Source organism: Ideonella sp., assembly GCF_041914305.1.
GTDB lineage: Bacteria > Pseudomonadota > Gammaproteobacteria > Burkholderiales > Burkholderiaceae_C > Ideonella.
Map to the genome: position 1 here is coordinate 93,439 of NZ_JAYSDQ010000004.1, position 24,603 is coordinate 118,041.

The window sequence follows — 24,603 nt, forward strand, 5'->3', positions numbered from 1 at the left end:
CGACAGGCCGCGTCGGCGCGACGAGCGGCGGCTCGGCGCCGATGAGCGAAGCTCGGTTGGTTGCTGGCGCTTTGTAACCTGCTGATAATGAATCTCCAATCATCGTCAAGAGCGGGTTCCATCGGGCCCGCCGAGCCGATGCCGAAGGAAGCCCCTCCATGGCCGTCGAGATCCTGCATCAAGCCATCCAGACCCTGAACGCCGACGACTCGTTCCGGCCTCGGCTGGACCTGAGCCAGTGGCGACAGCTGGCGGCCTTCATGCAGCAGTTCAAGCTGCGTGCCGGCGACACGCTGATCCGCTACCGCGACATGGACCGCGTGATGTACCTGCTCGAAAGCGGCACCTTGCAGGTCTACGTGCCCGACGCCGGCCCGGCGCGCCGCCCGGTGGCGATCCTGCGCCCCGGTGCGGTGGTCGGTGAGCCGACGCTGTTTGCCGAGACACCACGCATGGCCCAGGTCGAGGCGATGTCGCCGAGCGTGCTGTGGGGCCTGACCCGCAACCGCTTCGACGAGTTCGCGCAACGCCAACCCGAGATGGCGCTCGAATTCCTGCGCGCCGCCGGGGCGGTGATGGCCGAGCGCATGCGGGCCAATTTGGAGCGGGGGATGCCGGCGGCGTAGTGTTGGCCCCCACGCCCCCTTCCGGGGGCTGCCCCCCGAGGGGGCTCGCGCAGCGGACTGGCAAAGCCAGATCCGCGCACGCCACTTGACGTGCGGCGGCTCCTGCGGAGCGCCGCGTTGGTTAGCCTGAGAGCAGTTTCGATTCGGCCAGGGCCAGGGTTTCGGGCAGGCCGGCCAGGACCAGGGTGTCGCCGCCGGCCAGGCGCAGGTGGTCTTCGGGGGTCACGGTGCGGCCGTCGGCGCGGCGCACCGAGACCACGTTGACGTCCAGCGCGTGCAGCGCCAGGTCTGACAGCGTCGAGCCGACGCTGGCGGCGGCGTGGGGCAGGCTGACAGTGCGCAGGCGGGCCTGGGTCAGTTCTTCCGAGGTGTCGTCGTCGGCACCGTGGAAGTAACCGCGCAGCAGGCGGTAACGCGCATCGCGCGCGTCGCGCGTCAGGCGGATCACGCGGCGCATCGGCACGCCCACCAGCGCCAGCGCGTGGCTGGCCAGCATCAGCGAGCCCTCCACCGCCTCGGGCACGACCTCGGTCGCACCGGCCTCGCGCAGTTTCTCCAGGTCGGTGTCGTCGATCGTGCGCACGACCACCGGCACATGCGGCGCATGCTGGCGCACCAGGCCCAGGATCTTCAGCGCCGAGGGGGTGTCGTGGTAGCTGACGACGACGGCGCTGGCACGCGCCAGGCCGGCGGCCATCAGGCTTTGCAGCCGCGCGGCGTCGCCGAAGACCACGCTCTGGCCGGCGGCGGCAGCCTGGCGCACGCGGTCCGGGTCGAGGTCGAGCGCCATGTAGGGCATCTTCTCCTGGTCCAGCAGGCGCGCCAGGTTCTGGCCGCTGCGGCCGTAGCCGCAGATGATGATGTGGGCCTCGGTGCGAATCGCCTTCTTCGCGATCGCCGTCAGCGCCACCGACTGCATCAGCCAGTCGCTGGACGACAGCCGCACGACGATGCGGTTGCTGTACTGGATCAGCAGCGGCGTCGCCAGCATCGACAGCACCATCGACGCGAGCACCGGGCTCATCCACTGCGCGTGGATCAGCTGGTTGTCGGCGCCCAGCGTCAGCAGCACGAACCCGAATTCGCCCGCCTGCGCCAGGTACAGGCCGGTGCGCAGCGCCACCCCGGGCGCAGCGCGAAAGGCCCAGGCCAGCCCCGCCACCAGCGCGGCCTTGGCGACGACCGGCAGCAAGGTCAGCAGCAGCACCAGCAGCCACTGCTCCCACAGCGGCCGCCAGTCGAGCTTCATGCCGATCGTGATGAAGAACAGGCCCAGCAGCACGTCGTGGAAAGGCCGGATGTCGGTCTCGACCTGGTGCTTGTACTCGGTCTCAGCGATCAGCATGCCGGCGATGAAGGCGCCCAGCGCCAGCGACAGCCCGGCATGCTCGGTCAGCCAGGCCAGGCCCAGCGTCACCAGCAGCAGGTTCAGCACGAACAGCTCGTCGCTCTTGCGCCGCGCCACCAGCGTCAGCCACCAGCGCATCAGCTTCTGCCCGCCCAACAGCAGCACGGCCAGCACGCCGGCCGCTTTCAGCAGCGCCATGCCGAGCGAGCGCGCCATGTCGCCGCCGCTCGAATCCAGCGCCGGGATCAGCACCAGCAGCGGCACCACCGCCAGGTCCTGGAACAGCAGCACGCCCATCACGCGCTTGCCGTGCTCGCTCTCCAGCTCCAGCCGCTCGGCCATCATCTTGACGACGATCGCGGTCGACGACATCGCCATCGCGCTGCCCAGCACCACCGCGCCCTGCCAGCCCAGGTCCCACTGCAGGCCGAGCCAGCCGAAGGCCACCGCCAGCAGCCCATTGCCGATGACCGCGCCGATGATGGTCACGCTGACCTGCGACAGGCCGAGGCCGAACACCAGCGTGCGCATGCTGCGCAGCTTGGGCAGGTTGAACTCCAGCCCGATCACGAACATCAGGAACACGACACCGAACTCGGCCAGGTACTTGATCGCCGCCGAGTCCCTGGCCAGCGCCAGCGCGTTCGGCCCGATCAGCACCCCGACCGCCAGGTAGCCCAGCATCGGCGGCAGCTTCAGGCTGCGGCACAGCGCCACGCCGGCGACCGCAGCCACCAGGTACAGCAGAACCAGTTCCAGTGTTGATGCCATGCGGGGTCGTCAGGCCATGCCGAGGGGCCACGGGCGGCCGACGGGCAGGCTCCTAGAATCCCCCCATTCTGTACCCTGACCCCGCCTTGAACACTGCCGTCACGCCCTTCGATCCCGCCCGTGCCCTGGCGCTGGCGCGCGAGACCTTCACCATCGAGGCGGCCGCGCTGCAAACGGTGCGCGACCGGCTCGACGACAGCTTTGGCCGCGCGGTCCAGGCGATGCTGGACACCCGTGGCCGCGTCGTCGTGATGGGCATGGGCAAGAGCGGTCATGTCGGCCGCAAGATCGCCGCGACGCTGGCCTCCACCGGCACGCCGGCGTTCTTCGTGCACCCGGCCGAGGCCAGCCACGGCGACCTGGGCATGGTGACGCCGGGCGACCTGCTGCTGGCGATCTCGAACTCGGGCGAGAGCGACGAGATCAACGCGATCCTGCCGGCCGTGCGCCGCCTCGGCGTGCCGCTGGTGGCGATCACCGGCAGGCCCGGCTCGACGCTGGCCCGGCACGCCGAGATCACCTTGTCGTCTGCGGTCGACCAGGAGGCCTGCCCGCTGAACCTGGCACCCACCGCCAGCACCACCGCGCAGATGGCGCTCGGCGACGCGCTCGCGGTGGCGTTGCTCGATGCCCGGGGTTTTCGCGAACACGACTTTGCCCGCTCGCACCCCGGCGGCTCGCTCGGCCGCAAGCTGCTGATGCACGTGCACGACCTGATGCGCACCGGCGACGCCCTGCCCTGCGTCAGCGCCGACACCGGCTTCATCGAGATGATGCACACGATGACCGACAAGGGCCTGGGTTTCGCCGTCATCGTCGACGACCACCGGCCGGCCGGCATCTTCACCGACGGCGATCTGCGCCGCCTGCTCGAAACCGGTGCCGACCTGCGGGCGCTGCGGGCGCGCGAGGTCATGCACGGCCAACCCAAGCACGTGCGCGCCGATGCGCTGGCCGTCGATGCGGCCGACCTGATGGAGCAGCACAGCATCACCAGCGTGCTGGTGGTCGACGAGCAAGGCCTGCTGGTCGGCGCGCTGAACACCAACGACCTGCTGCGGGCCAAGGTCATCTGATGGCCGCCCCGACCCCCACCACCCTGGCACCGGCCCTGCGCTTCGCGCCCGAGCTGCTGCTGAAGGCCCAGGGCACCGGGCTGGGCATGAAGGCCGCGATCTTCGACGTCGACGGTGTGCTGACCGACGGGCGCCTGTTCATCGGCGAACAGGGCGAGCTGTTCAAGGGCTTCTGCACGCTCGACGGCCACGGCCTGAAGCTGCTGGCCCAGGGCGGCATTGTGCCGATCGTCATCACCGGCCGCGATTCGCCCGCGGTGCGGCGGCGGGTCGCCGACCTGGGCCTGCCGCATGCGGTCTACGGGGCCGGCGACAAGCTGGCCGCTGCCGAGCCGCTGCTCGCCTCGCTCGGCTTCGCCTGGCCCGACGTGGCGGCGATCGGCGACGACTGGCCCGACCTGCCGCTGCTGGCCCGCGCCGGCTTCGCCTGTGCGCCGGCCAACGCGCACGCCGAGGTCAAGGCCATCGCCCACCATGTGACCGCGGCGGCCGGCGGCGACGGTGCAGCGCGCGAGTTCTGCGACCTGCTGCTGATGGCGGCCGGCCGCTACGCCGGCCTGTTGCACGGCCACCTGCGCACGCTGGACAGCGCTTGACACCCCCCCAGATGAGCGCCGAGCTGCACCTGCCCGACCTGCCCGAGGTGCCGGTGGCGATCGGCGGTGCGGCGGTGTCGCCGCCGGGCGATGGGCCCGGCCCGGCGCGCCGGCAGCGCGAAGCCTGGGGCTACCGCGTGCGGCAGCTGCTCGGCACCTACCTGCCGCTGCTGCTGATGAGCCTGCTGGCCGGTCTGACCTGGTGGCTGGCGCGCTTGTCGCCCGGTGCCCCCGGCGAGCGGGCGGCGGTGGCGGTGCGCCACGACCCCGACTACACCGCCCAGAGCGTCACGCTGCAGCGCTTCAACCCCGAGGGCCGGCTGGTCGCGCAGATCGAAGGCGAACAGGTGCGCCACTACCCCGACAGCGACGAGATGGAGGTCGACACCGTGCGTGTCTCCACCACCGCCCCGGACGGCCGCCGCACCCGCGCCACCGCGCGCCAGGCGGTGGCCGCGGGCGACAACTCGCGCTACAGCCTCGAAGGTGGCGCGCGCGTCGTCAGCACCGGCGCCGATGGCCACGTGGTCGAGATCGAAGGCGAACACCTGCTGGTGCTGGCCGACGAGCGCCGCGTGCGCGCCGACCGGCCGGTGACGGTGCGCCAGGGCGGCAGCCAATTGGTGGCCGATGCGATGGACTTCGACGAGACGACGCAGCAGGTCACGCTGCACGGCCATGTGCGCGGCCTGCTGCTGCCGACCGACGTGAAGGCGGCGGCGAAATGAGCGCGGCGGCCCCGCTGGTCTTCATCACCGGCGCGTCCAGCGGTATCGGGCAGGCGCTGGCCGCCCGTTACGCGGCGGCCGGCTGGCGGCTGGCGCTGGTGGCGCGGCGCACCGAGGTGGTCGAGGCCTGGGCGCGCGGGCAAGGCTGGTCGGGCGATCGCTGGCGCGTCTATGCGGCCGACGTGCAGGTCATCGACAGCATCGTCGCGGCCGGCCAGCGCTGCATCGCCGAGCAAGGCCTGCCCGATGTCGTGATCGCCAATGCCGGCATCAGCGTCGGCATCGACACCGCCGAGCGCGAAGACCTGGACGTGTTGCGCGAGACGCTGGCCACCAACAACATCGGGTTGGCGGCCACTTTTCACCCGTTCCTGAAGGCGATGCGCGAGCGGCGCCGCGGCACGCTGGTCGGCATTGCCAGCGTTGCCGCGATCCGCGGCCTGCCGGGCCACGGCGCCTACTGCGCCAGCAAGGCCGGCGTGGTCGCCTATTGCGAAAGCCTGCGCGGCGAGTGCCGCGGCTCGGGCGTGCAGGTGGTGACCGTCGTGCCGGGCTATATCGCGACCCCGCTGACGGCAGGCAACCGATACCCGATGCCGTTCCTGATGCAGCCCGAGGTCTTCGCCGACCGCGCGTTTCGCGCGATTGAGGCCGGCACCAGCTACCGCGTGATCCCGTGGCAGATGGGCGTGGTGGCGAAGCTGATGCGGGTGCTGCCGAACTGGTTGTTCGACCGCCTGCTCGCGGGCCGCGGCCGCAAGCAACGCAGAACCGCCTAGCCAAAACAAAAGGGCGCCGCGGTTTCCCGTTGCGCCCTCTTTGCTTGTTCGGGCGAACAGGCCTGCAGGCCTGTCGTCCCGTGGTCAGCGATCAGTAACCGCCGCCACCGCCGCCGTAGCCACCACCACGGTTGCCGCCGCGGTTGCCACCGCCGCCGCCGTAGGGGCTGCGACCACCGCCGCCACCGCCACCACCGTAGCCGCCACCACCACCGCCGCCGCCGTAGCCACCGCCGCCACCACCACTGCCGTAGGGGCTGCGGCCACCGCCGCCGCCGCCACCGTAGCCGCCGCGGCCACCACCACCGCCGCCACCGAAGCCACCCGGGCGCTCTTCACGCGGGCGGGCTTCATTGACGACGATTGCACGGCCCTCGAGGGGTTGGCCGTTCATACCGTTGATCGCGGCTTGCGCTTCCGCATCCGAACCCATTTCGACGAAGCCGAAGCCCTTCGAACGGCCGGTGTCACGGTCCATCATGACCTTGGCGGACGTGACGGTACCGAACTCGGAGAACGCTTGTTGCAGGGAGTCGTCACGCACGCTGTAAGCGAGGTTGCCGACGTAAAGCTTGTTTCCCATGGGGAAAGCTCCTCAATCTCTCAAGACACAAAGACCATGTGGAGCTTCAACCCAGCGTGAACCCATCAAGCGAAGGTGCCGCGTCCATACACAGCAAACTAGGGCGACGAAAGGCAAGTCACCCCAAAACCATTATGAGACTATTTCCACAGCTGCGGCAAAGCGCGGCCGGCGAAAGTGTCGTATTTCCGCGCCGTGATACCGGTCTTTAGACACTCGTTTTCCCTGCAAGCTACGGGTATCGCGCCCCACAATCGCGCATGGACCTGCTGAAACCCCTGATCGCGCTGCTGGCGATCGTCAACCCGATCGGCGTGGTGCCCTTCTTCTTGCACTTCACGCAGAACTTTTCGCCCGAGCAGCGCCGCCACACGATGCGTGTCAGTGCCACCGCGGCCTTTCTGGTGGTGTCGATCAGCGGCCTGGCCGGCCTGAAGATCATCGAGTTCTTCGGCATCACGATCGCCAGCTTCCAGGTCGGCGGCGGGCTGCTGCTGCTGATGTCGGCGATCCACATGCTCAATGCCCAGCAGGCCGAAAGCCGGCCCGACGACGTGCACCAGGGCCAGCAGAAGGCCGACGCCGGCTCGTCGATCGCGGTCGTGCCGCTGACGATCCCGCTGCTGACCGGGCCGGCGACGATCTCGACGATGGTGATCTACGCCGAGAAGACCAAGACCTTCTGGCAGCACGCGGTGCTGGTCGGCTATGGCGTCGTGATCGGCTTGGCCGCCTACCTCGCCTTCCTGGCCTCGGGCCGCATCGCACGCGCGCTGGGCCAGACCGGCATCAACGTGATGACGCGGCTGATGGGCCTGATCCTGGCCGCGATGGCGGTCGAGCTGCTGGCCGATGGGCTGACCAAGCTGTTCCCGGTGCTGGCTTCGCCGTTCGCGCCGATCGCGCCGTGAGTGCGGCCGAACCCGCACGCATCCTGCTGCTGGAAGACGACCCGGCGATCGGCGGCACGGTGGCCTTTGCGTTCGAGCGCGAGGGGTGGCGGGTCGAGCAGGTCTTGTTGGTGCGAGAGGCCGAGCGTTCGGCGCGCGCTGCGCCGCCGTCGCTGGCGGTGCTCGATGTCGGCTTGCCTGACGGCAACGGACTGGCGCTGTGCCGCCAGTGGCGAAGCGACGCCGACGTTCGGCTGCGCACCCTGCCGGTGCTGATGCTGACCGCCCAAGGCGAAGAGATCGACCGTGTGCTGGGCCTGGAGGCCGGTGCCGACGACTACCTGGCCAAGCCCTTCAGCCCACGCGAGCTGGTGGCGCGCGTGCGCGCGCTGCTGCGCCGCTCGGCCTGGTCGCCGCCGGTGGCCGACGCGCCGCTGATCGAGGTCGACGCGGCCGGCCAGCGCGCGCTGCTGGCCGGGCAGCCGCTGGACCTGACGCGGCTGGAGCTGAAGCTGCTGCAGGCGCTGTGGCGCGCGGGCGGCCGCATCAAGAGCCGCGACGCGCTGCTGGCCGAGGTCTGGGGGCCCGACAGCGAGGCCAGCGACCGCACCGTCGACACCCACGTGAAGACGCTGCGTGCCAAGCTGCGCGAGCGCCGGCCGGACCTGGACCCGATCGTGACCCACCGCGGGCTGGGCTACGCGCTGGTGTTGCCGGGCGCCGGCCTGTCGCGCTGACCTGTCGCGCTGACCACGCGCCCGCGATGCACCTCGGCCTGCGCCTGTTCTTCGGCTTCCTGGTCATCACCGGGCTGGCGGCGTTCTTCGTGATGCGGGTCTTCGTTGCCGAGGTCAAGCCCAGCGTGCGCGAGGTGATGGAAGACATCCTCGTCGACACCGCCAACCTGCTGGCCGAAGACGCCGCCGACGACCTGGCCGCGATGCCGCCCGGCGGCGACCTGCGCACCAGCCGCTTCGCGCAGGTGGTGCAGGCCTATGCCGGCCGGCCGGTCGACGCCCAGATCTGGGGCCTGGACAAGCGCCGGCTGGACCTGCGCATCTACGTGACCGACGCCACAGGCCGCGTCGTGCTGGATGCTGGCGCCGAGCAGCCCCGCGGCAACGATGGCGCGCTGGGGCAGGACTACTCGCGCTGGCGCGACGTGGCGCTGACGCTGCGCGGCGAGTACGGCGCCCGCGCGACCCGCGAGGTGAAGACCGACGAACGCAGCTCGGTGATGTACGTGGCGGCGCCGGTGCGGGCGCGTGACGGCGGCCTGCTGGGCGTGTTGACGGTGGCCAAGGCCCAGTCGACCGTCGCGCCGTTCGTGGACCGCGCGGAGCGCAAGATCCTGGTGGCCGGCGCGTGGTTGCTCGGCTTGTCGCTGTTGATCGGCGTGGCGGTCACGCTGTGGTCGGTGCATTCGGTGCGGCGCCTGCGCCGCTATGCCCAGCAGGCGGGTCAGGACAGCGCGCCAGGCGTGCGCGCGGTGCAGCCGCCGGCGCTGCCCGGCGAGCTGGGCGAGCTGGCGCGCGCGATGGGCGCGATGCGCGAGCGGCTGGACGGCCGCGCGCAACGCGAGCAGTTCCTGCGTGCCCTGACGCACGAGCTGAAAGGCCCGCTGGCGGCGATCCGCGGTGCGGCCGAGCTGCTCGAAGACCCGTCGCTGACCGAAGCCGACCGTGCCCGCTTCAACGGCCAGATCGCCGAGCAGACCGAGCGCCTGCGCGAGCTGGTCGACCGGCTGCTGGCGCTGTCGAAGCTCGAAAGCGCGGCCCAGCCGCCGCGGCGTGAGCCGGTCGCCCTGGCGCCCCTGACCGACCAGGTGCTGGCCGACCATGCGGCGGCGCTGCAGCAGCGGGGCCTGGCGGTGCAATGGCCGCAGCGCGACGAGGCGGCCGTGGTCGACGGCGACCCGGCCCAGCTGGCGCTGGCGCTGTCGAACCTGCTGGCCAACGCGATCGATTTCGCGCCCGCGGGCTCGGCGCTGGTGCTGTCGATCGGCCGGCTCGACGGCCGGGTGCGCTGGGCACTGCGCGACCACGGCCCCGGCGTGCCCGACTACGCGCTGCCGCACCTGGGTGAGCGCTTCTACGCCACCGCCCGCCCGGGCAGCGCGCGCAAGGGCAGCGGGCTCGGCCTGGCCATCGTGCGCCAGGTGGCGGCGCTGCACGGCGGCACGTTGGCCATCACGCCGGCGGCACCCGGCCTGCAGGTCGAGCTGACGCTGCCCTCCGCGCCGACTTAAAGACTTCACCCTCGCTTCACACAGCCCTTCATCGCTTCACCTCGGCGCGCGACGCTCTCGGGCATCGCAAACCGCCTGGAGGAGGCATGCAAGTGAAGAACTCGTTGTGGAGCAAGGTGCTGGCGATCGGCGCCGTGGTGGGGTTGTTGACGCTGGTGCTGGCGCGCATCGGTTTCCTGGTCGACGAGCGGCGCGGCCGCCAGCAGGAAGCGATTCAAAGCGTGCAGCAGTCGCAAGCCGGCGCCCAATCGGTGATGGGGCCGTGGCTGCACCGCGCCTGCGTCGAAGAATGGGAGGTCGAGGTCGGCGAAGGCAAGGAGCGCCGATTGCAGACCGAGCGGCGCGAATTTCGCCTGCAGCAAGCCGCGCAAGACCTGAAGGTGCAGAGCTTTGCCACCGCCGAGTCGCGCTACCGCGGCCTGTTCAAGGTCAACGGCTTTCTGGGCCGGCTGGACCTGGACGCGCAGTGGCCGTCGCTCGCCGCGCTGGAGCCCAAGGCCGAGGTGCGCGGCTCGCGCCTGACCTGCGGCCCGATCACGCTGACGCTCGCGGTGGCCGACACCCGCGGCGTGCAGCGCGCCGAGTTGAAGCTCAACGGCCAGGCCTACCCGGTCAGTGCCGGCACCGAGCACCCGAAATACGCGCGTGGCCTGCATGCGCCGGTGGCCCTGGCCACCAACGCCGGGCCGCTGCAGGCGCAGTTGTCGCTGGACCTGCGGGGCACCGGCCGGCTCGAGTTCGTGCCGGCCGCGGCGCAGACCGAGTGGGACCTGAAGTCCGACTGGCCACACCCCTCGTTCGGCGGCCGTTTCCTGCCGGTGCAGCGTGATGTCAGCGAAGAGGGCTTCCACGCCGTCTGGCGGGTGTCCGAACTGGCCAGCAGCGCCGCGCGCGACGTGGCCCAGGGCACCGCGATGTGCGTCGGCGAAGTGGGTGGCAACCCGTACACCGAAGACGCCGGCAGCGTGCGCGACAACCCGAACTGCCTGGACAGCCTGGCCGTCTCGTTCATCGACCCGATCAACCCGTATGTGTTGGCCGACCGCGCGGTGAAGTACGGCCTGTTGTTCGTGGCGCTGACCTTTGTCGCGGTCGCCCTGACCGAGGTGCTGGGCCGGGCGCGGGTGCGCCGCGTGCACCCGGTGCAGTACGCGCTGGTCGGCCTGGCGCTGAGCCTGTTCTTCATGCTGCTGCTGGCCTTGTCCGAGCACTTGCTGTTCGAGATCGCCTACGCCGCGGCCAGCGTGGCCTGCGCCGGTGTGCTGGCGGTCTACGGCGCGCACATGCTCGGCGGCTGGCGCGCCGGTGCCGCGTTCGGCGCTGCGCTCGGCGGGCTCTATGGCCTGATGTACGTGCTGCTGACGCGTGAGCAGACCGCGCTGGTGGTCGGCACGATCGGGCTGTTCGCCGCCGTGGCCGCCGTGATGCTGCTGACCCGCAAGCTCGACTGGTACCGGCTGTTCGACGACCTGTCGGCGCCGCGGGTGCGCACCGAGTGAGCGCGGCGATGCGAACGACCCGCGGGATCCTGCGCGTGCTCTCATGCATCGGTTAGTGGCAGCCCGCGGTGCAACGGGCCCGCCGGATGCGAGATCATCCGGCGATGAGCCCCACGCCCACCTACGACCACATCGTCATCGGCGCCGGCACGGCCGGCTGCCTGCTCGCCAACCGGCTGTCGGCCGACCCCAAGCGGCGGGTGCTGCTGATCGAAGCCGGCGGCGCCGACGACTACCTGTGGATCCACATCCCGGTGGGCTACCTGTACTGCATCGGCAACCCGCGCACCGACTGGCTCTACCAGACCGACGCCGACCCGGGGCTGAACGGCCGGCGCCTGCGCTACCCGCGCGGCAAGGTGCTGGGTGGTTGCTCCAGCATCAACGGCATGATCTACATGCGCGGCCAGGCCCGCGACTACGACGGCTGGGCCGCCGAGGTGGGCGACGCCAACTGGCGCTGGGAGCATTGCCTGCCGTTCTTCAAGCAGCACGAAGACCACTGGAACGGCGCCGACGCGCTGCACGCTGCGCCGGGCTTCGACGCCAAGGGCCTGCGCGCCGGCGGCGAGTGGCGGGTCGAGCGGCAACGCCTGCGCTGGGACGTGCTGGACGCGTTCGCGCAAGCCGCGCAACAGGCCGGCATCCCGGCCACCACCGACTTCAACCGCGGCGACAACGAGGGCGTCGGCTATTTCGAGGTCAACCAGCGCGGCGGCGTGCGCTGGAACGCGGCGAAGGCCTTTCTGCGCCCGGTGATGCACCGCGAGAACCTGCAGGTCTGGACTGGGGCGACCGTCAGCCGCCTGCTGTTCGAGCCGGGCGCCGACGGGCGTTTGCGCGCCCAGGGCGTCGAGGTGCTGCCGGTGGGGGGCGGCGCACCACTGCAGGCCCACTGCCGCGGCGAGATCGTGCTCGCGGCCGGCGCGATCGGCACGCCGCAGATCCTGCAGCTGTCGGGCATCGGCGCGGCCGACTGGCTGCAGCCGCTGGGCATCACGCCGCGGCTGGACTTGCCGGGCGTCGGCGCCAACCTGCAAGACCATCTGCAGATCCGCGCGGTGTTCGCGGTCGATGGCGTCAAGACGCTGAACACGCTGGCGGCCCACTGGTGGGGCAAGGCGATGATCGGGCTGGAATACCTGGCCATGCGCAGCGGCCCGATGAGCATGGCGCCGTCGCAGCTGGGCGCGTTCACCCGGTCCGACCCATCGCGGCCGCACGCCAACCTCGAGTACCACGTGCAGCCCCTCTCGCTCGAGGCCTTCGGCGAGCCGCTGCACGGCTTCAACGCCTTCACCGCCAGCGTCTGCAACCTGAACCCCGAGGCGCGCGGCCGGGTGCGCATCACGTCGCCCCGGCCCGAAGACGCGCCGTCGATCCTGGCCAACTATCTGTCGACACCGGGCGACCGCCAGGTGGCGGCCGACTCGTTGCGGCTGACGCGGCGCATCGCCGCGATGCCCGCGCTGGCGCGCTACCAGCCGCGCGAGGTCAAGCCGGGCGTCGAGTTCCAGACCGACGACGAGCTGGCGCGCCTGGCCGGCGACATCGGCACGACGATCTTCCACCCGGTGGGCACGGCCAGGATGGGGCGCGACGACGACCCGGCGGCGGTGGTCGACGCGCGGCTGCGGGTGCGTGGCGTGCAGGGCTTGCGCATCGCCGATGCCAGCGTGATGCCGAGCATCACCAGCGGCAACACCAATGCGCCGACGTTGATGATCGCCGAGCGCGCTGCCGCCTGGATGCTGGCGGCCCTGCCCGATGCGCCGGCTTGACCAGCGTCAAGCCCCGGGGTTAGACCCAATGGGCGGCGATCAGGCGCACCCTTACAGTGCGCCCACTTTCTGCCTCCGCCCTTCACGGGTGCGTGGCTGAAGGGGGTCCGAGGAGACAAGTCCGGGCCAAAAATACAACTCGTTGATAGGCCCCCGCGAGCCACACGCTGGCCGCGAGAGTGACCATGTGAGAATGCAAGGGCGCCGGCCTATCGCTGGCGCCCTTTGCTTTTTGTTGGCCCCCACGGCCCCCCGGGGCCTGCCCCCCGAGGGGGCTCGCGCAGCGGACCGGCGAAGCCGGCTCCGCGCACGCCACTGGATGGCGGCGGCGCTGCGCGCGCCTGGCTATCCCCACGTTCGTCGCGATCGATGACCGATCTCGTTGTTGTTGCCGTTGCTTCGCTGCTTGCTGGCCTGATCGACGCGATCGTCGGTGGCGGGGGGCTGGTCCTCGTGCCGACGTTGTTTGCCACCTACCCCGGTGCCGTGCCGGCCACGCTGCTGGGCACCAACAAGGGCGGCGCGATCTGGGGTACGGCCTGGGCGGCGGTGCAGTTCACGCGCCGCGTCTCGCTGAGCCGCGCGACGATGGTGCCGGCGATGCTGGCGGCGCTGCTCGGCAGCTTTGCCGGAGCCTGGGCGGTGACGGCGGTCGACGCCAGCCTGATGCGACGCGCGCTGCCGCTGGTGCTGCTGGCCATCCTGGCCTACACGCTGGCGCGCAAAGACCTGGGGCGTCACCATGCGCCCCGCTACGCGGCCCACCCCGAGCGGGTGGCGGCGTCGGTCATCGGTGGGGCGATCGGCTTTTATGACGGCTTCTTCGGCCCCGGCACCGGCAGCTTCTTCGTCTTTCTCTTCGTGCGCGTGCTGGGCTTCGATTTCCTGCACGCATCGGCCTCGGCCAAGCTGCTGAACACCGCCACCAACCTCGCTGCGCTGGTGCTGTTCACGTGGAAAGGCCATGTCTGGTGGCAGGTGGCGGCGGTGTTGGCGGTGGCCAACGTCGCCGGCAGCCTGATCGGCACCCGGCTGGCCCTGAAGCACGGCGCCGGGTTCGTGCGCGGCGTGTTCATCGCGGTGGTCGGCGCGCTGATCCTGAAGACCGGCTACGACGCGTTCCTGCGCTGAGGCGCCGGACGGGCGAAGCGGGCATTCCGCACGGTGTCGTGCGCGCGTCGCCCGCGCGACACGCCTGGTGAGGGTTCGCGCCGATGCCGGTGCGGTGGTGGGCTGGCTACCCTTTCCCGCCAAGCCCACTATTGCCCCCAAGAGCGCCCATGACCGCCAACGACCCGTCCTTCGGCCTGCCCATCCCGCCTTCGTCCCTGGCGCTGCAGCGCCTGTACCACTGGGAGCGCACGGCGCCGAACCGCATCGCCTACACCCAGCCGATGGGGGGGGGCGTGATCAAGGACCTGACCTGGAAAGAGGTGATGGACCAGGCCCGGCTGCTCGCCGGGTACCTGCAGGCACAGGGTTATGCGCCGGGCTCGAAGATCGCGCTGCTGTCGAAGAACACCGCCTGGTGGCTGATCTGCGATTTCGCGATCTGGATGGCGGGCTACGTCTCGGTGCCGCTGTACCCCACGCTGGCGGCCGAGACGATCCGCCAGATTCTCGAGCACAGCGAAGCCAGGCTGCTGTTCGTTGGCAAGCTCGACGGCTTCGAGGGCATGAAGCCCGGCATCCCGGCCGGCCTGCCCTGCGTGGCGCTGCCGCTGGCGCCGCCCAACAACTACCCGAAGTGGGACGACGTGCTGGCCCAGGCCAAGCCGCTGCAGGGCGAGCCGGTGCGCCCGGCCGACGACCTGGCGACGATCATGTACACCTCGGGCACCACCGGCATGCCCAAGGGCGTGATGCACAGCTTCGGCACCTTTGCCTGGTCGATCCAGTCGGGGCTGGACCGCGTCAAGGCGATCGACGAGAACGCACGCATGCTGAGCTACCTGCCGCTGTCGCACGTGGCCGAGCGCACGCTGGTCGAGCATGGCCAGCTGGCCACCGGCATGCGGGTGTACTTTGCCGAAAGCCTGGAGACCTTCACCGCCGACCTGCAGCGCGCGCGGCCGACGGTGTTCTTCTCGGTGCCGCGGCTGTGGGTCAAGTTCCAGCAGGGGGTGCACACCAAGATGCCGCCGGCCAAGCTGGCCCGGCTGCTGAAGATCCCGATCCTCGGCGGCATCGTGCGCAAGAAGATCCTGGGTGCGCTTGGGCTGGACCAGTGCATGCTGGCCGCCGGCGGCGCGGCGCCGATGCCGCCCGACCTGCTGCGCTGGTACGAGCGCCTGGGCCTGCCGATCATCGAGGTCTACGGCATGACCGAGAACTGCGGCGTCAGCCATGCCACGCTGCCCGGCGTGCCGCGCCCCGGCACGGTGGGCGTGCCCTACCGCGGGGTGCAAAGCCGCATCGACCCGGCCAACGGCGAGATCCAGGTCAAGCACCCCGGCACGATGCTGGGCTATTTCAAGGAGCCCGAGCTGACGCGCGACGCGCTGACCGCCGACGGTTGGCTGCACACCGGCGACAAGGGCCAGCTCGACAGCGAGGGCAACCTGCGCATCACCGGCCGCGTGAAGGACCTGTTCAAGACGAGCAAGGGCAAGTACGTGGCGCCGGCGCCGATCGAAGACCGGCTGGTGATGCACGCCTCGGTCGAGGCCTGCTGCGTGACCGGCGCCAACCTGGGCCAGCCGCTGGGCATCGTGATGCTGAATCCCGATGCAGCGAAGGCCGCCAGCAACGGTGGTCGTGCGGCGATCGAGACCTCGCTCGCCGAGCACCTGAAGTCGATCAACGCGGTGCTCGACCCGCACGAGCAGCTCGACTGCATCGTCGTCGTGGTCGAGCCGTGGACGGTCGACAACGGCGTCATCACGCCGACCTTCAAGGTCAAGCGCAACCGCATCGAAGAGCTGTACGCGCCGAACTACGAGCGCTGGGTCGGCAGTCGCAAGCCCGTCCTATGGGCGTGACGTTCCTCGGCGGGTTGAGCGGCGCTCTGCGCCGTTCGAACCCGCCGAGTTAGGACGTCGCCGGAGGTGACGGCTTAACAGCTCTTGACCTTCAAGCGCCATGCGTGCAACAGCGGCTCGGTGTAGCCGCTGGGCTGTTCGACCCCCTTGAAGACCAGGTCGCAGGCGGCCTGGAAGGCCATCGACTCGTCGAAGCGGCCGGCCATCGGCCGGTAGGCCGCGTCGCCGGCATTCTGCTGGTCGACCACCTTGGCCATGCGCTTGAGCGTGTTGCGCACCTGGGCCTTGCTGACCACGCCGTGCAGCAGCCAGTTGGCCATGTGCTGGCTCGAGATGCGCAGCGTTGCGCGGTCTTCCATCAGGCCCACGTTGTGGATGTCGGGCACCTTCGAGCAGCCCACGCCCTGGTCGACCCAGCGCACCACATAGCCCAGGATGCCCTGCGCGTTGTTGTCCAGCTCCTGCTGCTTCTCGGCGTCGCTCCACTGCGGCGCGGCGACCACCGGGATGCTGAGCAAGCCCTTGAGAATCTCTTCGCGCACGTCGTCGCGGGTCGACTTCTTGTCGGCCTTTTCGAGGTCCTTCTGCACCTGGGCCACATCGACCTGGTGGTAGTGCAGCGCATGCAACGTGGCGGCGGTCGGGCTGGGCACCCAGGCGGTGTTGGCGCCGGCCTTCGGGTGGCCGATCTTCTGCTGCAGCATCGCGGCCATCAGGTCGGGCATCGCCCACATGCCCTTGCCGATCTGCGCGCGGCCGCGCAGGCCGCACTGCAGGCCGACCAGCACGTTGCTGCGCTCGTAGGCCTGGATCCACGCGCTGGTCTTCATGTCGCCCTTGCGCATCATCGGGCCGGCGTGCATGGCGGTGTGCATCTCGTCGCCGGTGCGGTCGAGGAAGCCGGTGTTGATGAAGGCCACGCGCGACTTGGCGGCGGCGATGCAGGCCTTCAGGTTGACCGAGGTGCGGCGCTCCTCGTCCATGATGCCGAGCTTGACCGTGTGCTTGGGAAGGCCGAGCAGCTTCTCGACGCGGCCGAACAGCTCGTCGGCAAAGGCGACTTCGGCGGGGCCGTGCATCTTCGGCTTGACGATGTAGACGCTGCCGGTGCGCGAGTTGCGCAGGCCATTGGCGCCATGGCCCTGCAGGTCGTGCAGCGCGATCGTCGTCGTGACCACCGCGTCCATGATGCCCTCGGGGATCTCGCGGCCTTCGGCGCCCCACAGGATCGCCGGGTTGGTCATCAGGTGGCCGACGTTGCGCACGAACAGCAGCGAGCGCCCATGCAGCGTGACCGCTTCGCCCTTCGGCCCGGTGTAGACGCGGTCGGCGTTCAGGCCACGCGTCATCTCTTGGCCGCCCTTGACGAAGGTCTCGGTCAGCGTGCCCTTCAGGATGCCCAGCCAGTTGCCGTAGGCCTGCACCTTGTCGGCCGCGTCGACGACCGCGACCGAGTCTTCGAGGTCGAGGATGGTCGACAGCGCCGACTCGATCACCAGGTCGCTGACACCCGCGGCGTCGGCCGCGCCGATCGCTGTCGAACGGTCGATACGGATGTCCAGGTGCAGGCCGTGATGTTGCAGCAGCACCGAAGACGGTGCGGCGGCATCACCTTGGTAGCCGATGAACTGCTTGGCCTTCTTCAGCGTCGTCGTGCTGCCGTCTTTCAGCGCCACGACCAGCGCGCCGCCTTCGACGCGGTAGCCGGTCGAGTCGACGTGCGAGCCGCTGGCCAGCGGTGCGGTGCGGTCCAGCACATGACGCGCGTACTCGATCACCTTGGCGCCGCGCACGGGGTTGTAGCCCCGGCCCTTCTCGGCGCCATCGGTCTCGGGCAGCACGTCGGTGCCGTACAGCGCGTCGTACAGAGAGCCCCAGCGCGCATTGGCGGCGTTCAGCGCGTAACGGGCATTGGTGATCGGCACCACCAGCTGCGGGCCGGCCTGCGTGGCCAGCTCGGCGTCGACGTTCTTGGTCTTGGCCTTCACGTCGCCCGGGTCGGCCACCAGGTAGCCGATCTTCTGCAGGTGCTTGCGGTAGGCCTTCATCTTGGCCTTCTTGTCCAGCGGGCCGGGGTTGGCGCGGTGCCAGTCGTCCATCGCCAGCTGGAGGCGGTCACGCTCGGCCAGCAGCGCGGCGTTCTTCGGCGCCAGCTCGTGCACGATCCGGTCGAAACCGGCCCAGAAATCGCCCACATCGACACCGGTGCCGGGCAGCACCTGCTCGTCGATGAAGGCCTTCAACTCGGTGGCGACCTGCAGGCCGTGGATCGTGGTGCGGTTGGTCATCGTCAATGCCTCGTTATGTTGGGGAAATCAGGAAGGAAAGAAGTCGAGCACGTCGCGCAGGCTGCGGCCGGTGCGCGTGGGCTCGGTGCCCAGGCGTTCGAGCGGCCCGCCGGCGCGGTTGACCCACAGCGTCGTGAAGCCGTACCAGGTGGCACCGATCGCGTCCCAGCCGTTGCTCGAGACGAACAGGATCTCGCGTGCCGGCAGGCCCAGCGCGGCGGGGCCGATGGCGTAGGCGGCCGGGTCGGTCTTGAAGCGCTGCGTTTCGTGCACGCTCAGCACCGGGTCGAGCAGCTCGGCCATGCCGGCGCTCTTGACCGCGCTGGCCAGCATCTCGGGGTCGCCATTGGACAGCACGCCGGCGCGGATGCCGCGCTGCTTCAGCGCCGCCAGCACCGCGTGGTTCTCGGGGAAGGCCGACAGGTGCCGGTACTCGTTGAGCAGGCGCTGCTCGGCCTCGGCACCCAGCGTCAAGCCCAAGCGCTCGGCCGAGAACTGCAGCGCTGCGCGGGTCAGCGCCCAGAACGGCTGGTAGCGCCCGCTCATCGAAGTCAGCCGCGAGTATTCGATCTGCTTGTCGCGCCACGCCTGCGCCAGCCGCTCACCGGCGCCGGGGAAGAGCTGCTCGGCCGCCAGCCCGACGCTGTAGACGTCGAACAAGGTGCCGTAGGCGTCGAACAGCACCGCGCGCGGCGCGGGGGTGGCTTTGTCCATGGTCGTGAATTTATTCGATACCTGGTTCGCCATTACCAACGCCAAATGCGATGGATTTGTGACTTGGACGCACAGATCGACCGCCTTACCATCGTGACGTGGACCGCTTGAAGCAGATCGAGACCTTTGTCGCGGTGGCGGCCAAGGGCAGCCTGACGGCCGCGGCGCTGGCCGAGGGCGTGGCGCCGGCGGTCATCGGCCGGCGCATGGACGCGCTCGAGGCGCGGCTGGGCGTGAAGCTCTTGCAGCGCACGACGCGGCGCATCAGCCTGACCCACGAGGGCAGTGCCTTCCTCGAGAACTGCCAGCGGCTGATCACCGACTTCAACAACGCCGAGGCCAGCGTCTCGGCCGGTGGCGTCAAGGCCAGTGGCCACCTGCGGGTGACCGGGCCGGCCGGCTTTGGCCGCCGCCACCTGGCGCCGCTGGTGCCGGCGTTCATGTCGCGCCACCCCGACGTGAGCCTGTCGCTGAATCTGTCGGACCGGGTGGTCGACCTGGTCAACGAGGGCTACGACTGTGCGGTGCGCGTCGGCGACCTGCCCGACTCCAGCCTGGTCAGCGTGCGGCTGGCCGACAACCGGCGTCTGTGCGTGGCGGCGCCGGCCTACCTGCAGCGCGCCGGCACGCCGGCCCACCCGAACGACCTGGTGCGGCACCAGTGCCTGACGCTCAGCTCCGAGGCGAGCCAGTCGCGCGGCTGGGCGTTTTCGGTCGGCGGCGAGGTGACGCACCTGCGGCCGGCAGGCCGGCTCGACTGCAGCGACGGCCAGGTGCTGCACGAATGGTGCCGCGAAGGGCTGGGCATCGCCTGGCGCAGCACCTGGGAGGTGCAGGCCGACATCGCCAGTGGCCGGCTGCTCAGCGTGTTGGACGACTTCGCGGCGCCGCCGAACGGCATCTACGCCGTGTTCCCCAGCGCCCGCCACCTGCCGTTGCGGGTGCGGCTGTGGATCGATTTCCTCAAGCACAGCTACGGCGACGCCGGCTACTGGGCCCGCGCGGCTTGACGGCGCAGGCACCCCTGTAAGGCGCCGACCCTGCCCGGCGACTAGGGATCACCCTTGGTTTGCTAGCACGTCTTTCGGGTAATCCCGCATTCGGATTGTTCGCGATTCGTTAACACGCAATAAACGCCATGGGCATTTATTGCCTGGGCAGCAATCTCTACAGTTGCATCCATCGATGAGCCGCAACCGTATAACGACTCACCGAGGCTGGACAAGACGGAGCGCGACAGTAGGCGCTCACCGCCATGCCCGGACAAGTTTTTATGACCGTTTCACTCAAAGGATGACCACCATGTTCGCCAAGCAAGCCCAAATCGCCGTCGCTGCCCTCGCCTTTGCCGTGGCCGGCAGCGCCTTCGCCGCCGATGCGCAGCGCAATGTGTTCGACACCGAGACCAACCTGCGCGCCCCGGCCGCCGAAACCAAGCTGACGCGTGAGCAAGTGCGCGCCGAGTTCCTGGCCGCCCGCGCCAATGGCGAAGTCAACGTGTTCGACAACGAGACCGTCGCTTACGTCAAGCCGGTCGTCCGCGCCGACCAGACCCGCCTGGCCCAAGCCAAGGCCAAGTAAGCCTCCTGCGGGGCGGCGGCCACCCCCACCGCCGAGTCCTGCACCTGGCACTGCTCCACTTCAAAGAATCGATACACGCCGATACCGGGCTGAAAGGACGCGCCACGAGCGCCCCAGCACGATGAGGCCTTGTCTCACCAAGACCCTGAAGGACACCACCATGTTTGCCAAGCAAGCCCAATTCGCCGTCGCCGCCGTGGCCCTGTCGCTCGCCGGCGGTGCGTTCGCCCAGTCGGCGCAACGCAATGTGTTTGACACCGAAACCGACCTGCGCATGCCGCCGGCCGCGTCGGCCCACGGCCTGACCCGCGAAGCGGTGCAAGCCGACTACATCGCCAAGCGTGATGCCAAGGGCATCTCGAGCTTCAACCCCGAGGCGTACTACTTCGCCCAGAACAACGACTCGGGCCCGGCCCTGATGGCGCTGTTCTCGAGCCAGAAGACGCAAACCGCGTCGGCCTCGGGCCTGACCCGCGAAGAGGTGCGCGCCGAAGTGCTGGCCGCTCGTGCGAACGGTGAAATGAACCCGTTCGACACCGAAACCAACCTGCGCCTGCCGCAGAACGTGCGCCGGCCGGCCCCGACCGCGCTGGCCCGCCGCTGAGCCACGGCGCCTGACCCGGCGCGGGGCCCTGGTGGCCCGGTTGATTCGCCGAGCGCCCAAAGCAAAAAGGGCGGGGAAAACTCCCCGCCCTTTCGCATTCCCCGACCCCTCTGCAATTCGCCACTCGACTTTATGCAAGCCGGTGGCGGCTGCCACCCACAAAAGGTTGATCCGCAGCCCGCTGAGCGCAGGGGTTTGTGCCAAGCCTCACGGATGCGCGGCCATCACCTCGGCCACCGAGGCCGTCAGGCGCTGGCCGTAGTCCAGGTGCAGGAACTCGTTCGGGCCGTGGGCGTTGCTCTTGGGGCCCAGTACGCCGCAGACCATCATCTGGGCCTGCGGGAAGCCCTGCTGCAGCAGGTTCATCAGCGGGATCGTGCCACCTTGGCCGATGTAACCCAGCGGCTCGCCGAAGTGGGTGCGTGAAGCGGCGTCCAGCGCCGTTTCCAGCCATGGGTCGGTGGCCGGCGCGTTCCAGCCGGTCGCGCCCCAATCGCCGGCCCGGCCGTCGGGCTGGAAGGTGACCTTGGCGTTGTACGGAGCGTTGTCCTCCAGCAGCGCTTTCAGTGCCACCGCGGCCTCGTGGCCCGGCACCAACGGCGGCAGCCGCAGGCTCAGCTTGAACGCGGTGTAGGGGCGCAGCACGTTGCCGGCGTTGGACAACGGCGGCAAGCCGTCGACACCGGTGATCGACAGCGTGGGGCGCCAGGTGCGGTTCAGCAGCGCCTCGACCGGGTCGGTCGTGGTGGGCAAGGCCACACCACCGTCGGCCCCGCAGGCCCACGGGTAGCGCTTCCAGACCTCGTCACCCAGCGTCTGCGCGGTGGCCTGCGCCTGCGCGATGCGCTCGGCCGGGATGTCGCAATGGAAGATGCCGGGCAGCAGGTTGCCGGTCTTCGAGTCCTCCAGCCGGTCCATCACCTGGCGCAGGATGCGAAAGCTCGACGGCACCAGGCCGCTGGCGTCGCCCGAATGGATGCCCTCGGTCAGGATCTCGACCTTCAGCGTGCCGGTGATGTTGCCGCGCAGGCTGCTCGTCAGCCACAGCTGGTCGTAGTTGCCGGCACCCGAATCCAGGCAGACGACAAGGCTGACGTCGCCCAGGCGCGCCCTCAGCTTGTCCAGGTAGAACGGCAGGTCGAACGAGCCGGACTCTTCGCAGCTCTCGATCAGGCCAACGATGCGCGGGTGCGGGATGTTCTGCGCCTTCAGCGCCTCGATCGCGCTGATCGCGGCGTAGATGGCGTAGCCGTCGTCCGCGCCACCGCGGCCATACAGCTTGCCGTTCTCGATCTTTGGCGTCCACGGGCCCAGGTCGGAACGCCAGCCACTGAACTCGGGCTGCTTGTCCAGGTGGCCATACATCAGCGCGGTTTGCGTGCTGCCGGCGCGGGTCGACTCGACCTCGAAGAAGATCACCGGCGTGCGGCCCTCGGCACGGATGACTTCCAGCGTCAGGCCCGGCACCTTGCGGCTTTCGACCCAGGTGGCGGCGTCGCGCACGACCTTGTCGATCAGGCCGTGTTGTTGCCACTCGGGATCGAACAACGGGCTCTTGGCCGGCACCGCGATGTAGTCGGTCAACTGCGGCACGATGCGTTCGCGCCAGGCGGTGTCGACGAAACGGCCGAGCGCGGCCGAGTCCAGTGAGGGGAGCTTGTCGGGGGCGTTCATGGTGTGAACCTCGGGAAGACGACGGTGGCCGAAAAGTGCGGCGGGTAAGCCGAGCCTGTGATTGTGCGCCGCCCGTGCAGGGGCCTATTCGGTGTGGGCCTGGAAATCGCGCCAGGTCAGCCCGGCCGGAGGCGGCACGCACTGGAACGGCGGCGGTGACGCCGCCATCTTGTCGGGGTCGTTGCAGACCTCGAAGAATTCGGCCGAGGCGGGGTTGCGGAACTCGCGCAGCCGCGCGGCCAGGTAGCTGGCCTTGTCGCGGTTGCCCGACTCGGCCAGCGCCTGGGCCCAGGCCAGCATCAGGCGGGTGTCCAGCAGCGAATGGGTCGTGGTGCCGAAGGCGGCCATGGCGGCCGAGGGCGGCGTGGTGGTCGTCGCCGCCGCGTAGTCGGCGTGGTGGGAGAAGAAGAGGCTGCCTTGGCCACGCTCGATCCGTTCGGGCAGCGGGCCGGCGTCATCGGTCGGTGCGTAGATCGCGACGACCTTCCAATAGTCGTACAGGGCGTACAGGCTGCCGACGATCATCAGGACACCGGCCAGGCGCAGCAAGAGCGGTGCGCCGAAGCGGGGCGCGGGCAGCTCGTGCTTGGGCTTCGCCGCTTCGGGCAGGCGCAGCGCATAGCCCCATGCCCAGGCCGTCGGCAGCAGAAAGTAGGCGTACCACAGCGGGTACTCGAACAGGCTGTGCACGCCGATCATCAGCACCATCATGAACGCGGCGCGTGAGCCGGCACCCTCTTCCCCCGGTACCCGCCACGAGCGCACACCGGCCTGCACCAGCGCCCACAACAGCAGGCCCAGCACCAGGCTGCCGAGTGGAATGCCCAACTCGACCCACAGCTGCAGCGGCAGGTTGTGCGTGTGGTCGAAGAAGGCAACGGGGCGGCCGGGGAACGGCGTCAGCGTCCAGGCGAAGTTGAATTCGCCGAAGCCCACGCCGGTCCAGGGTTGCTGCCGAATCATCTCGATCGTATTGGCCCAGATGCCGAAGCGCGAGGCCGACACATCGCCCTCCGCCAAGCGCCCTTCACCGCCGAAGGTGTGGCCGGTGGTGTGCGCCCAGCCACTCATCGCCAGCGCGATCAGCGCATAGGCCACGGGCGCAGAAACCAACGCGATGCGAACCCAGCGCGCGAGCCGCTTGTCGACCAAGCCCCATAGCGCGAGCAAGACCACACCGACGATGCCGGTGCGGGAGGCGGTCAGCACGACTGCCCACATCAATAGCCCTGCAATACCGAGCGCCAACACCTTTTCCCGTTGCCGAGCCAGTTGGCTCGCCTGCGCCAGCGGCACCCACTCGACCAGCGCCCACATGAGCAGGCTGCTCAGGTGATTGGGTTGTCGAAGGTTTCCCACCGCCCGGCCAGGTAGCCCGGAGTGTGCGATGAAGCTGCCATCGGCCGCAGTGGGTGCTAAGACCTGGAGTAGCGCGACCACCACGCTGGCCAGGCCGGCGAGCAGCATGGCTTGATGGAAGGCCCGCACCAGCGCGCCATCGCGGCGCGTTGCTGCGTTCAGGCCGTGCCAGGCCACGGCCGCGCCGGCGGCGAGCAGCGCCAACGCCGACCATGCCAATGGCGAGGACAGGCCTTCCTGCTGAGCCCAGCCGATCGCGACGAACAGGACCACCAGCGCCAGCCACAGCGGCTGCTCGTGCGCCGTTGGCGACAGGCCAGGCACCGGCACTGCGGCCAGCACCAGGCCCCAACCCGCGAGGGAAAGCAGCTGATTCAGCAGCGTGGCCGAGGGCGAGACGTTGTAGGCGACCAGCGTGGGGCCTGCGATGGCCAGCGCCAGCACGAGGTGGACGAGGAATCGGAAAGGCAATGCTGC

21 protein-coding genes are annotated in these 24,603 nt (G+C 69.8%); 15 read left to right on the forward strand and 6 right to left on the reverse strand.

Annotated features, from left to right (window positions below):
* Nucleotides 1–158: 158 nt before the first annotated feature.
* The gene (locus ACE3SG_RS06895) at nt 159–626 is read left to right on the forward strand and encodes a cyclic nucleotide-binding domain-containing protein (RefSeq protein WP_374563506.1); all 468 of its coding nucleotides are present in this window, start codon (nt 159–161) and stop codon (nt 624–626) included.
* A gap of 121 nt (nt 627–747) precedes the next feature.
* On the opposite strand, the gene ACE3SG_RS06900 is transcribed toward ACE3SG_RS06895, so the two are convergent.
* Entirely contained in the window at nt 748–2,745 is a 1,998-nt protein-coding gene (locus ACE3SG_RS06900; RefSeq protein WP_374563508.1) for a cation:proton antiporter, read from the reverse strand.
* A 68-nt stretch (nt 2,746–2,813) separates the two neighbouring features.
* On the opposite strand from ACE3SG_RS06900, the gene ACE3SG_RS06905 reads away from it, so the two are divergent.
* From ACE3SG_RS06905 to ACE3SG_RS06920, 4 genes are read left to right on the forward strand one after another with little or no spacing between them, the layout of a single operon-like run.
* Nucleotides 2,814–3,821 (forward strand): SIS domain-containing protein, encoded by a 1,008-nt coding sequence (locus ACE3SG_RS06905; RefSeq protein ID WP_374563921.1) that lies wholly within the window; start codon nt 2,814–2,816, stop codon nt 3,819–3,821.
* A complete protein-coding gene (locus tag ACE3SG_RS06910; RefSeq protein ID WP_374563510.1) occupies nt 3,821–4,417 on the forward strand; it encodes a KdsC family phosphatase in 597 nt (198 codons plus the stop codon). Before ACE3SG_RS06905 ends, ACE3SG_RS06910 begins: the two co-directional genes overlap by 1 nt.
* Nucleotides 4,414–5,145 carry an LPS export ABC transporter periplasmic protein LptC gene (gene lptC / locus ACE3SG_RS06915; protein ID WP_374563512.1) on the forward strand — a complete coding sequence of 244 codons (732 nt, stop codon included), beginning with the start codon at nt 4,414–4,416 and terminating at the stop codon, nt 5,143–5,145. Before ACE3SG_RS06910 ends, lptC begins: the two co-directional genes overlap by 4 nt.
* A complete protein-coding gene (locus ACE3SG_RS06920) occupies nt 5,142–5,924 on the forward strand; it encodes an SDR family oxidoreductase (RefSeq protein WP_374563514.1) in 783 nt (260 codons plus the stop codon). The genes lptC and ACE3SG_RS06920 overlap by 4 nt, the downstream gene beginning before the upstream one ends.
* A 91-nt stretch (nt 5,925–6,015) precedes the next feature.
* On the opposite strand, the gene ACE3SG_RS06925 is transcribed toward ACE3SG_RS06920, so the two are convergent.
* Nucleotides 6,016–6,507 (reverse strand): RNA recognition motif domain-containing protein, encoded by a 492-nt coding sequence (locus tag ACE3SG_RS06925; protein WP_374563515.1) that lies wholly within the window; start codon nt 6,505–6,507, stop codon nt 6,016–6,018.
* A gap of 260 nt (nt 6,508–6,767) precedes the next feature.
* Between ACE3SG_RS06925 and ACE3SG_RS06930 the strand changes: the two genes are divergently transcribed.
* The 7 genes from ACE3SG_RS06930 to ACE3SG_RS06960 all read left to right on the forward strand — a co-directional run bounded on the left by ACE3SG_RS06930 (nt 6,768) and on the right by ACE3SG_RS06960 (nt 15,906).
* A complete protein-coding gene (locus ACE3SG_RS06930) occupies nt 6,768–7,418 on the forward strand; it encodes a MarC family protein (protein ID WP_374563517.1) in 651 nt (216 codons plus the stop codon).
* On the forward strand, nt 7,415–8,134 hold the full coding sequence (locus ACE3SG_RS06935; protein WP_374563519.1) for a winged helix-turn-helix domain-containing protein: 720 nt from the start codon (nt 7,415–7,417) through the stop codon (nt 8,132–8,134). The genes ACE3SG_RS06930 and ACE3SG_RS06935 overlap by 4 nt, the downstream gene beginning before the upstream one ends.
* Nucleotides 8,135–8,160: 26 nt before the next feature.
* Entirely contained in the window at nt 8,161–9,645 is a 1,485-nt protein-coding gene (gene creC / locus ACE3SG_RS06940) for a two-component system sensor histidine kinase CreC (protein ID WP_374563521.1), read from the forward strand.
* A gap of 86 nt (nt 9,646–9,731) precedes the next feature.
* Nucleotides 9,732–11,144, forward strand: a complete 1,413-nt coding sequence (gene creD / locus ACE3SG_RS06945) for a cell envelope integrity protein CreD (protein ID WP_374563523.1) — start codon at nt 9,732–9,734, stop codon at nt 11,142–11,144.
* 104 nt (nt 11,145–11,248) lie between these two features.
* Entirely contained in the window at nt 11,249–12,925 is a 1,677-nt protein-coding gene (locus ACE3SG_RS06950; protein ID WP_374563525.1) for a GMC family oxidoreductase, read from the forward strand.
* 369 nt (nt 12,926–13,294) lie between these two features.
* A complete protein-coding gene (locus ACE3SG_RS06955; protein ID WP_374563527.1) occupies nt 13,295–14,056 on the forward strand; it encodes a TSUP family transporter in 762 nt (253 codons plus the stop codon).
* Between the two features lie 149 nt (nt 14,057–14,205).
* On the forward strand, nt 14,206–15,906 hold the full coding sequence (locus ACE3SG_RS06960) for an AMP-binding protein (RefSeq protein ID WP_374563529.1): 1,701 nt from the start codon (nt 14,206–14,208) through the stop codon (nt 15,904–15,906).
* Between the two features lie 74 nt (nt 15,907–15,980).
* Here the strand turns inward: ACE3SG_RS06960 and ACE3SG_RS06965 are convergent, their stop codons facing one another.
* Nucleotides 15,981–18,194, reverse strand: coding sequence for a malate synthase G (locus ACE3SG_RS06965; RefSeq protein WP_374563531.1), 2,214 nt, complete (start codon nt 18,192–18,194; stop codon nt 15,981–15,983).
* 27 nt (nt 18,195–18,221) lie between these two features.
* Complete coding sequence (locus ACE3SG_RS06970; protein WP_374563533.1) at nt 18,222–18,908, reverse strand: haloacid dehalogenase type II; 687 nt, start codon at nt 18,906–18,908, stop codon at nt 18,222–18,224.
* A gap of 98 nt (nt 18,909–19,006) precedes the next feature.
* Here ACE3SG_RS06970 and ACE3SG_RS06975 point away from each other — a divergent pair, with 98 nt between their 5' ends.
* The 3 genes from ACE3SG_RS06975 (at nt 19,007) to ACE3SG_RS06985 (ending at nt 21,093) form a co-directional block, all read left to right on the forward strand.
* Nucleotides 19,007–19,918 (forward strand): LysR family transcriptional regulator, encoded by a 912-nt coding sequence (locus tag ACE3SG_RS06975; RefSeq protein WP_374563535.1) that lies wholly within the window; start codon nt 19,007–19,009, stop codon nt 19,916–19,918.
* 292 nt (nt 19,919–20,210) lie between these two features.
* Complete coding sequence (locus ACE3SG_RS06980) at nt 20,211–20,489, forward strand: DUF4148 domain-containing protein (protein ID WP_374563536.1); 279 nt, start codon at nt 20,211–20,213, stop codon at nt 20,487–20,489.
* 160 nt (nt 20,490–20,649) lie between these two features.
* Nucleotides 20,650–21,093 (forward strand): DUF4148 domain-containing protein, encoded by a 444-nt coding sequence (locus ACE3SG_RS06985; RefSeq protein ID WP_374563538.1) that lies wholly within the window; start codon nt 20,650–20,652, stop codon nt 21,091–21,093.
* Nucleotides 21,094–21,300: 207 nt separating this feature from the next.
* Here the strand turns inward: ACE3SG_RS06985 and ACE3SG_RS06990 are convergent, their stop codons facing one another.
* Both ACE3SG_RS06990 and ACE3SG_RS06995 read right to left on the reverse strand, forming a co-directional pair.
* Nucleotides 21,301–22,767 (reverse strand): M20 family metallopeptidase, encoded by a 1,467-nt coding sequence (locus ACE3SG_RS06990; protein WP_374563540.1) that lies wholly within the window; start codon nt 22,765–22,767, stop codon nt 21,301–21,303.
* Nucleotides 22,768–22,851: 84 nt separating this feature from the next.
* Nucleotides 22,852–24,597 (reverse strand): Wzy polymerase domain-containing protein, encoded by a 1,746-nt coding sequence (locus ACE3SG_RS06995; RefSeq protein ID WP_374563542.1) that lies wholly within the window; start codon nt 24,595–24,597, stop codon nt 22,852–22,854.
* Nucleotides 24,598–24,603: the final 6 nt, after the last annotated feature.

Excerpts from the sequence above, each read along its gene's own strand:
- creD (WP_374563523.1), top strand. The coding sequence starts at position 9,732 with ATGCAAGTGAAGAACTCGTTGTGGAGCAAGGTGCTGGCGATCGGCGCC.
- ACE3SG_RS06930 (WP_374563517.1), top strand. The coding sequence starts at position 6,768 with ATGGACCTGCTGAAACCCCTGATCGCGCTGCTGGCGATCGTCAACCCG.
- ACE3SG_RS06900 (WP_374563508.1), bottom strand. The coding sequence starts at position 2,745 with ATGGCATCAACACTGGAACTGGTTCTGCTGTACCTGGTGGCTGCGGTC.
- ACE3SG_RS06955 (WP_374563527.1), top strand. The coding sequence starts at position 13,295 with ATGACCGATCTCGTTGTTGTTGCCGTTGCTTCGCTGCTTGCTGGCCTG.
- ACE3SG_RS06895 (WP_374563506.1), top strand. The coding sequence starts at position 159 with ATGGCCGTCGAGATCCTGCATCAAGCCATCCAGACCCTGAACGCCGAC.
- ACE3SG_RS06910 (WP_374563510.1), top strand. The coding sequence starts at position 3,821 with ATGGCCGCCCCGACCCCCACCACCCTGGCACCGGCCCTGCGCTTCGCG.
- ACE3SG_RS06970 (WP_374563533.1), bottom strand. The coding sequence starts at position 18,908 with ATGGACAAAGCCACCCCCGCGCCGCGCGCGGTGCTGTTCGACGCCTAC.
- creC (WP_374563521.1), top strand. The coding sequence starts at position 8,161 with ATGCACCTCGGCCTGCGCCTGTTCTTCGGCTTCCTGGTCATCACCGGG.
- ACE3SG_RS06950 (WP_374563525.1), top strand. The coding sequence starts at position 11,249 with ATGAGCCCCACGCCCACCTACGACCACATCGTCATCGGCGCCGGCACG.
- ACE3SG_RS06980 (WP_374563536.1), top strand. The coding sequence starts at position 20,211 with ATGTTCGCCAAGCAAGCCCAAATCGCCGTCGCTGCCCTCGCCTTTGCC.
- ACE3SG_RS06960 (WP_374563529.1), top strand. The coding sequence starts at position 14,206 with ATGACCGCCAACGACCCGTCCTTCGGCCTGCCCATCCCGCCTTCGTCC.
- ACE3SG_RS06985 (WP_374563538.1), top strand. The coding sequence starts at position 20,650 with ATGTTTGCCAAGCAAGCCCAATTCGCCGTCGCCGCCGTGGCCCTGTCG.
- ACE3SG_RS06925 (WP_374563515.1), bottom strand. The coding sequence starts at position 6,507 with ATGGGAAACAAGCTTTACGTCGGCAACCTCGCTTACAGCGTGCGTGAC.
- ACE3SG_RS06990 (WP_374563540.1), bottom strand. The coding sequence starts at position 22,767 with ATGAACGCCCCCGACAAGCTCCCCTCACTGGACTCGGCCGCGCTCGGC.
- ACE3SG_RS06920 (WP_374563514.1), top strand. The coding sequence starts at position 5,142 with ATGAGCGCGGCGGCCCCGCTGGTCTTCATCACCGGCGCGTCCAGCGGT.
- ACE3SG_RS06965 (WP_374563531.1), bottom strand. The coding sequence starts at position 18,194 with ATGACCAACCGCACCACGATCCACGGCCTGCAGGTCGCCACCGAGTTG.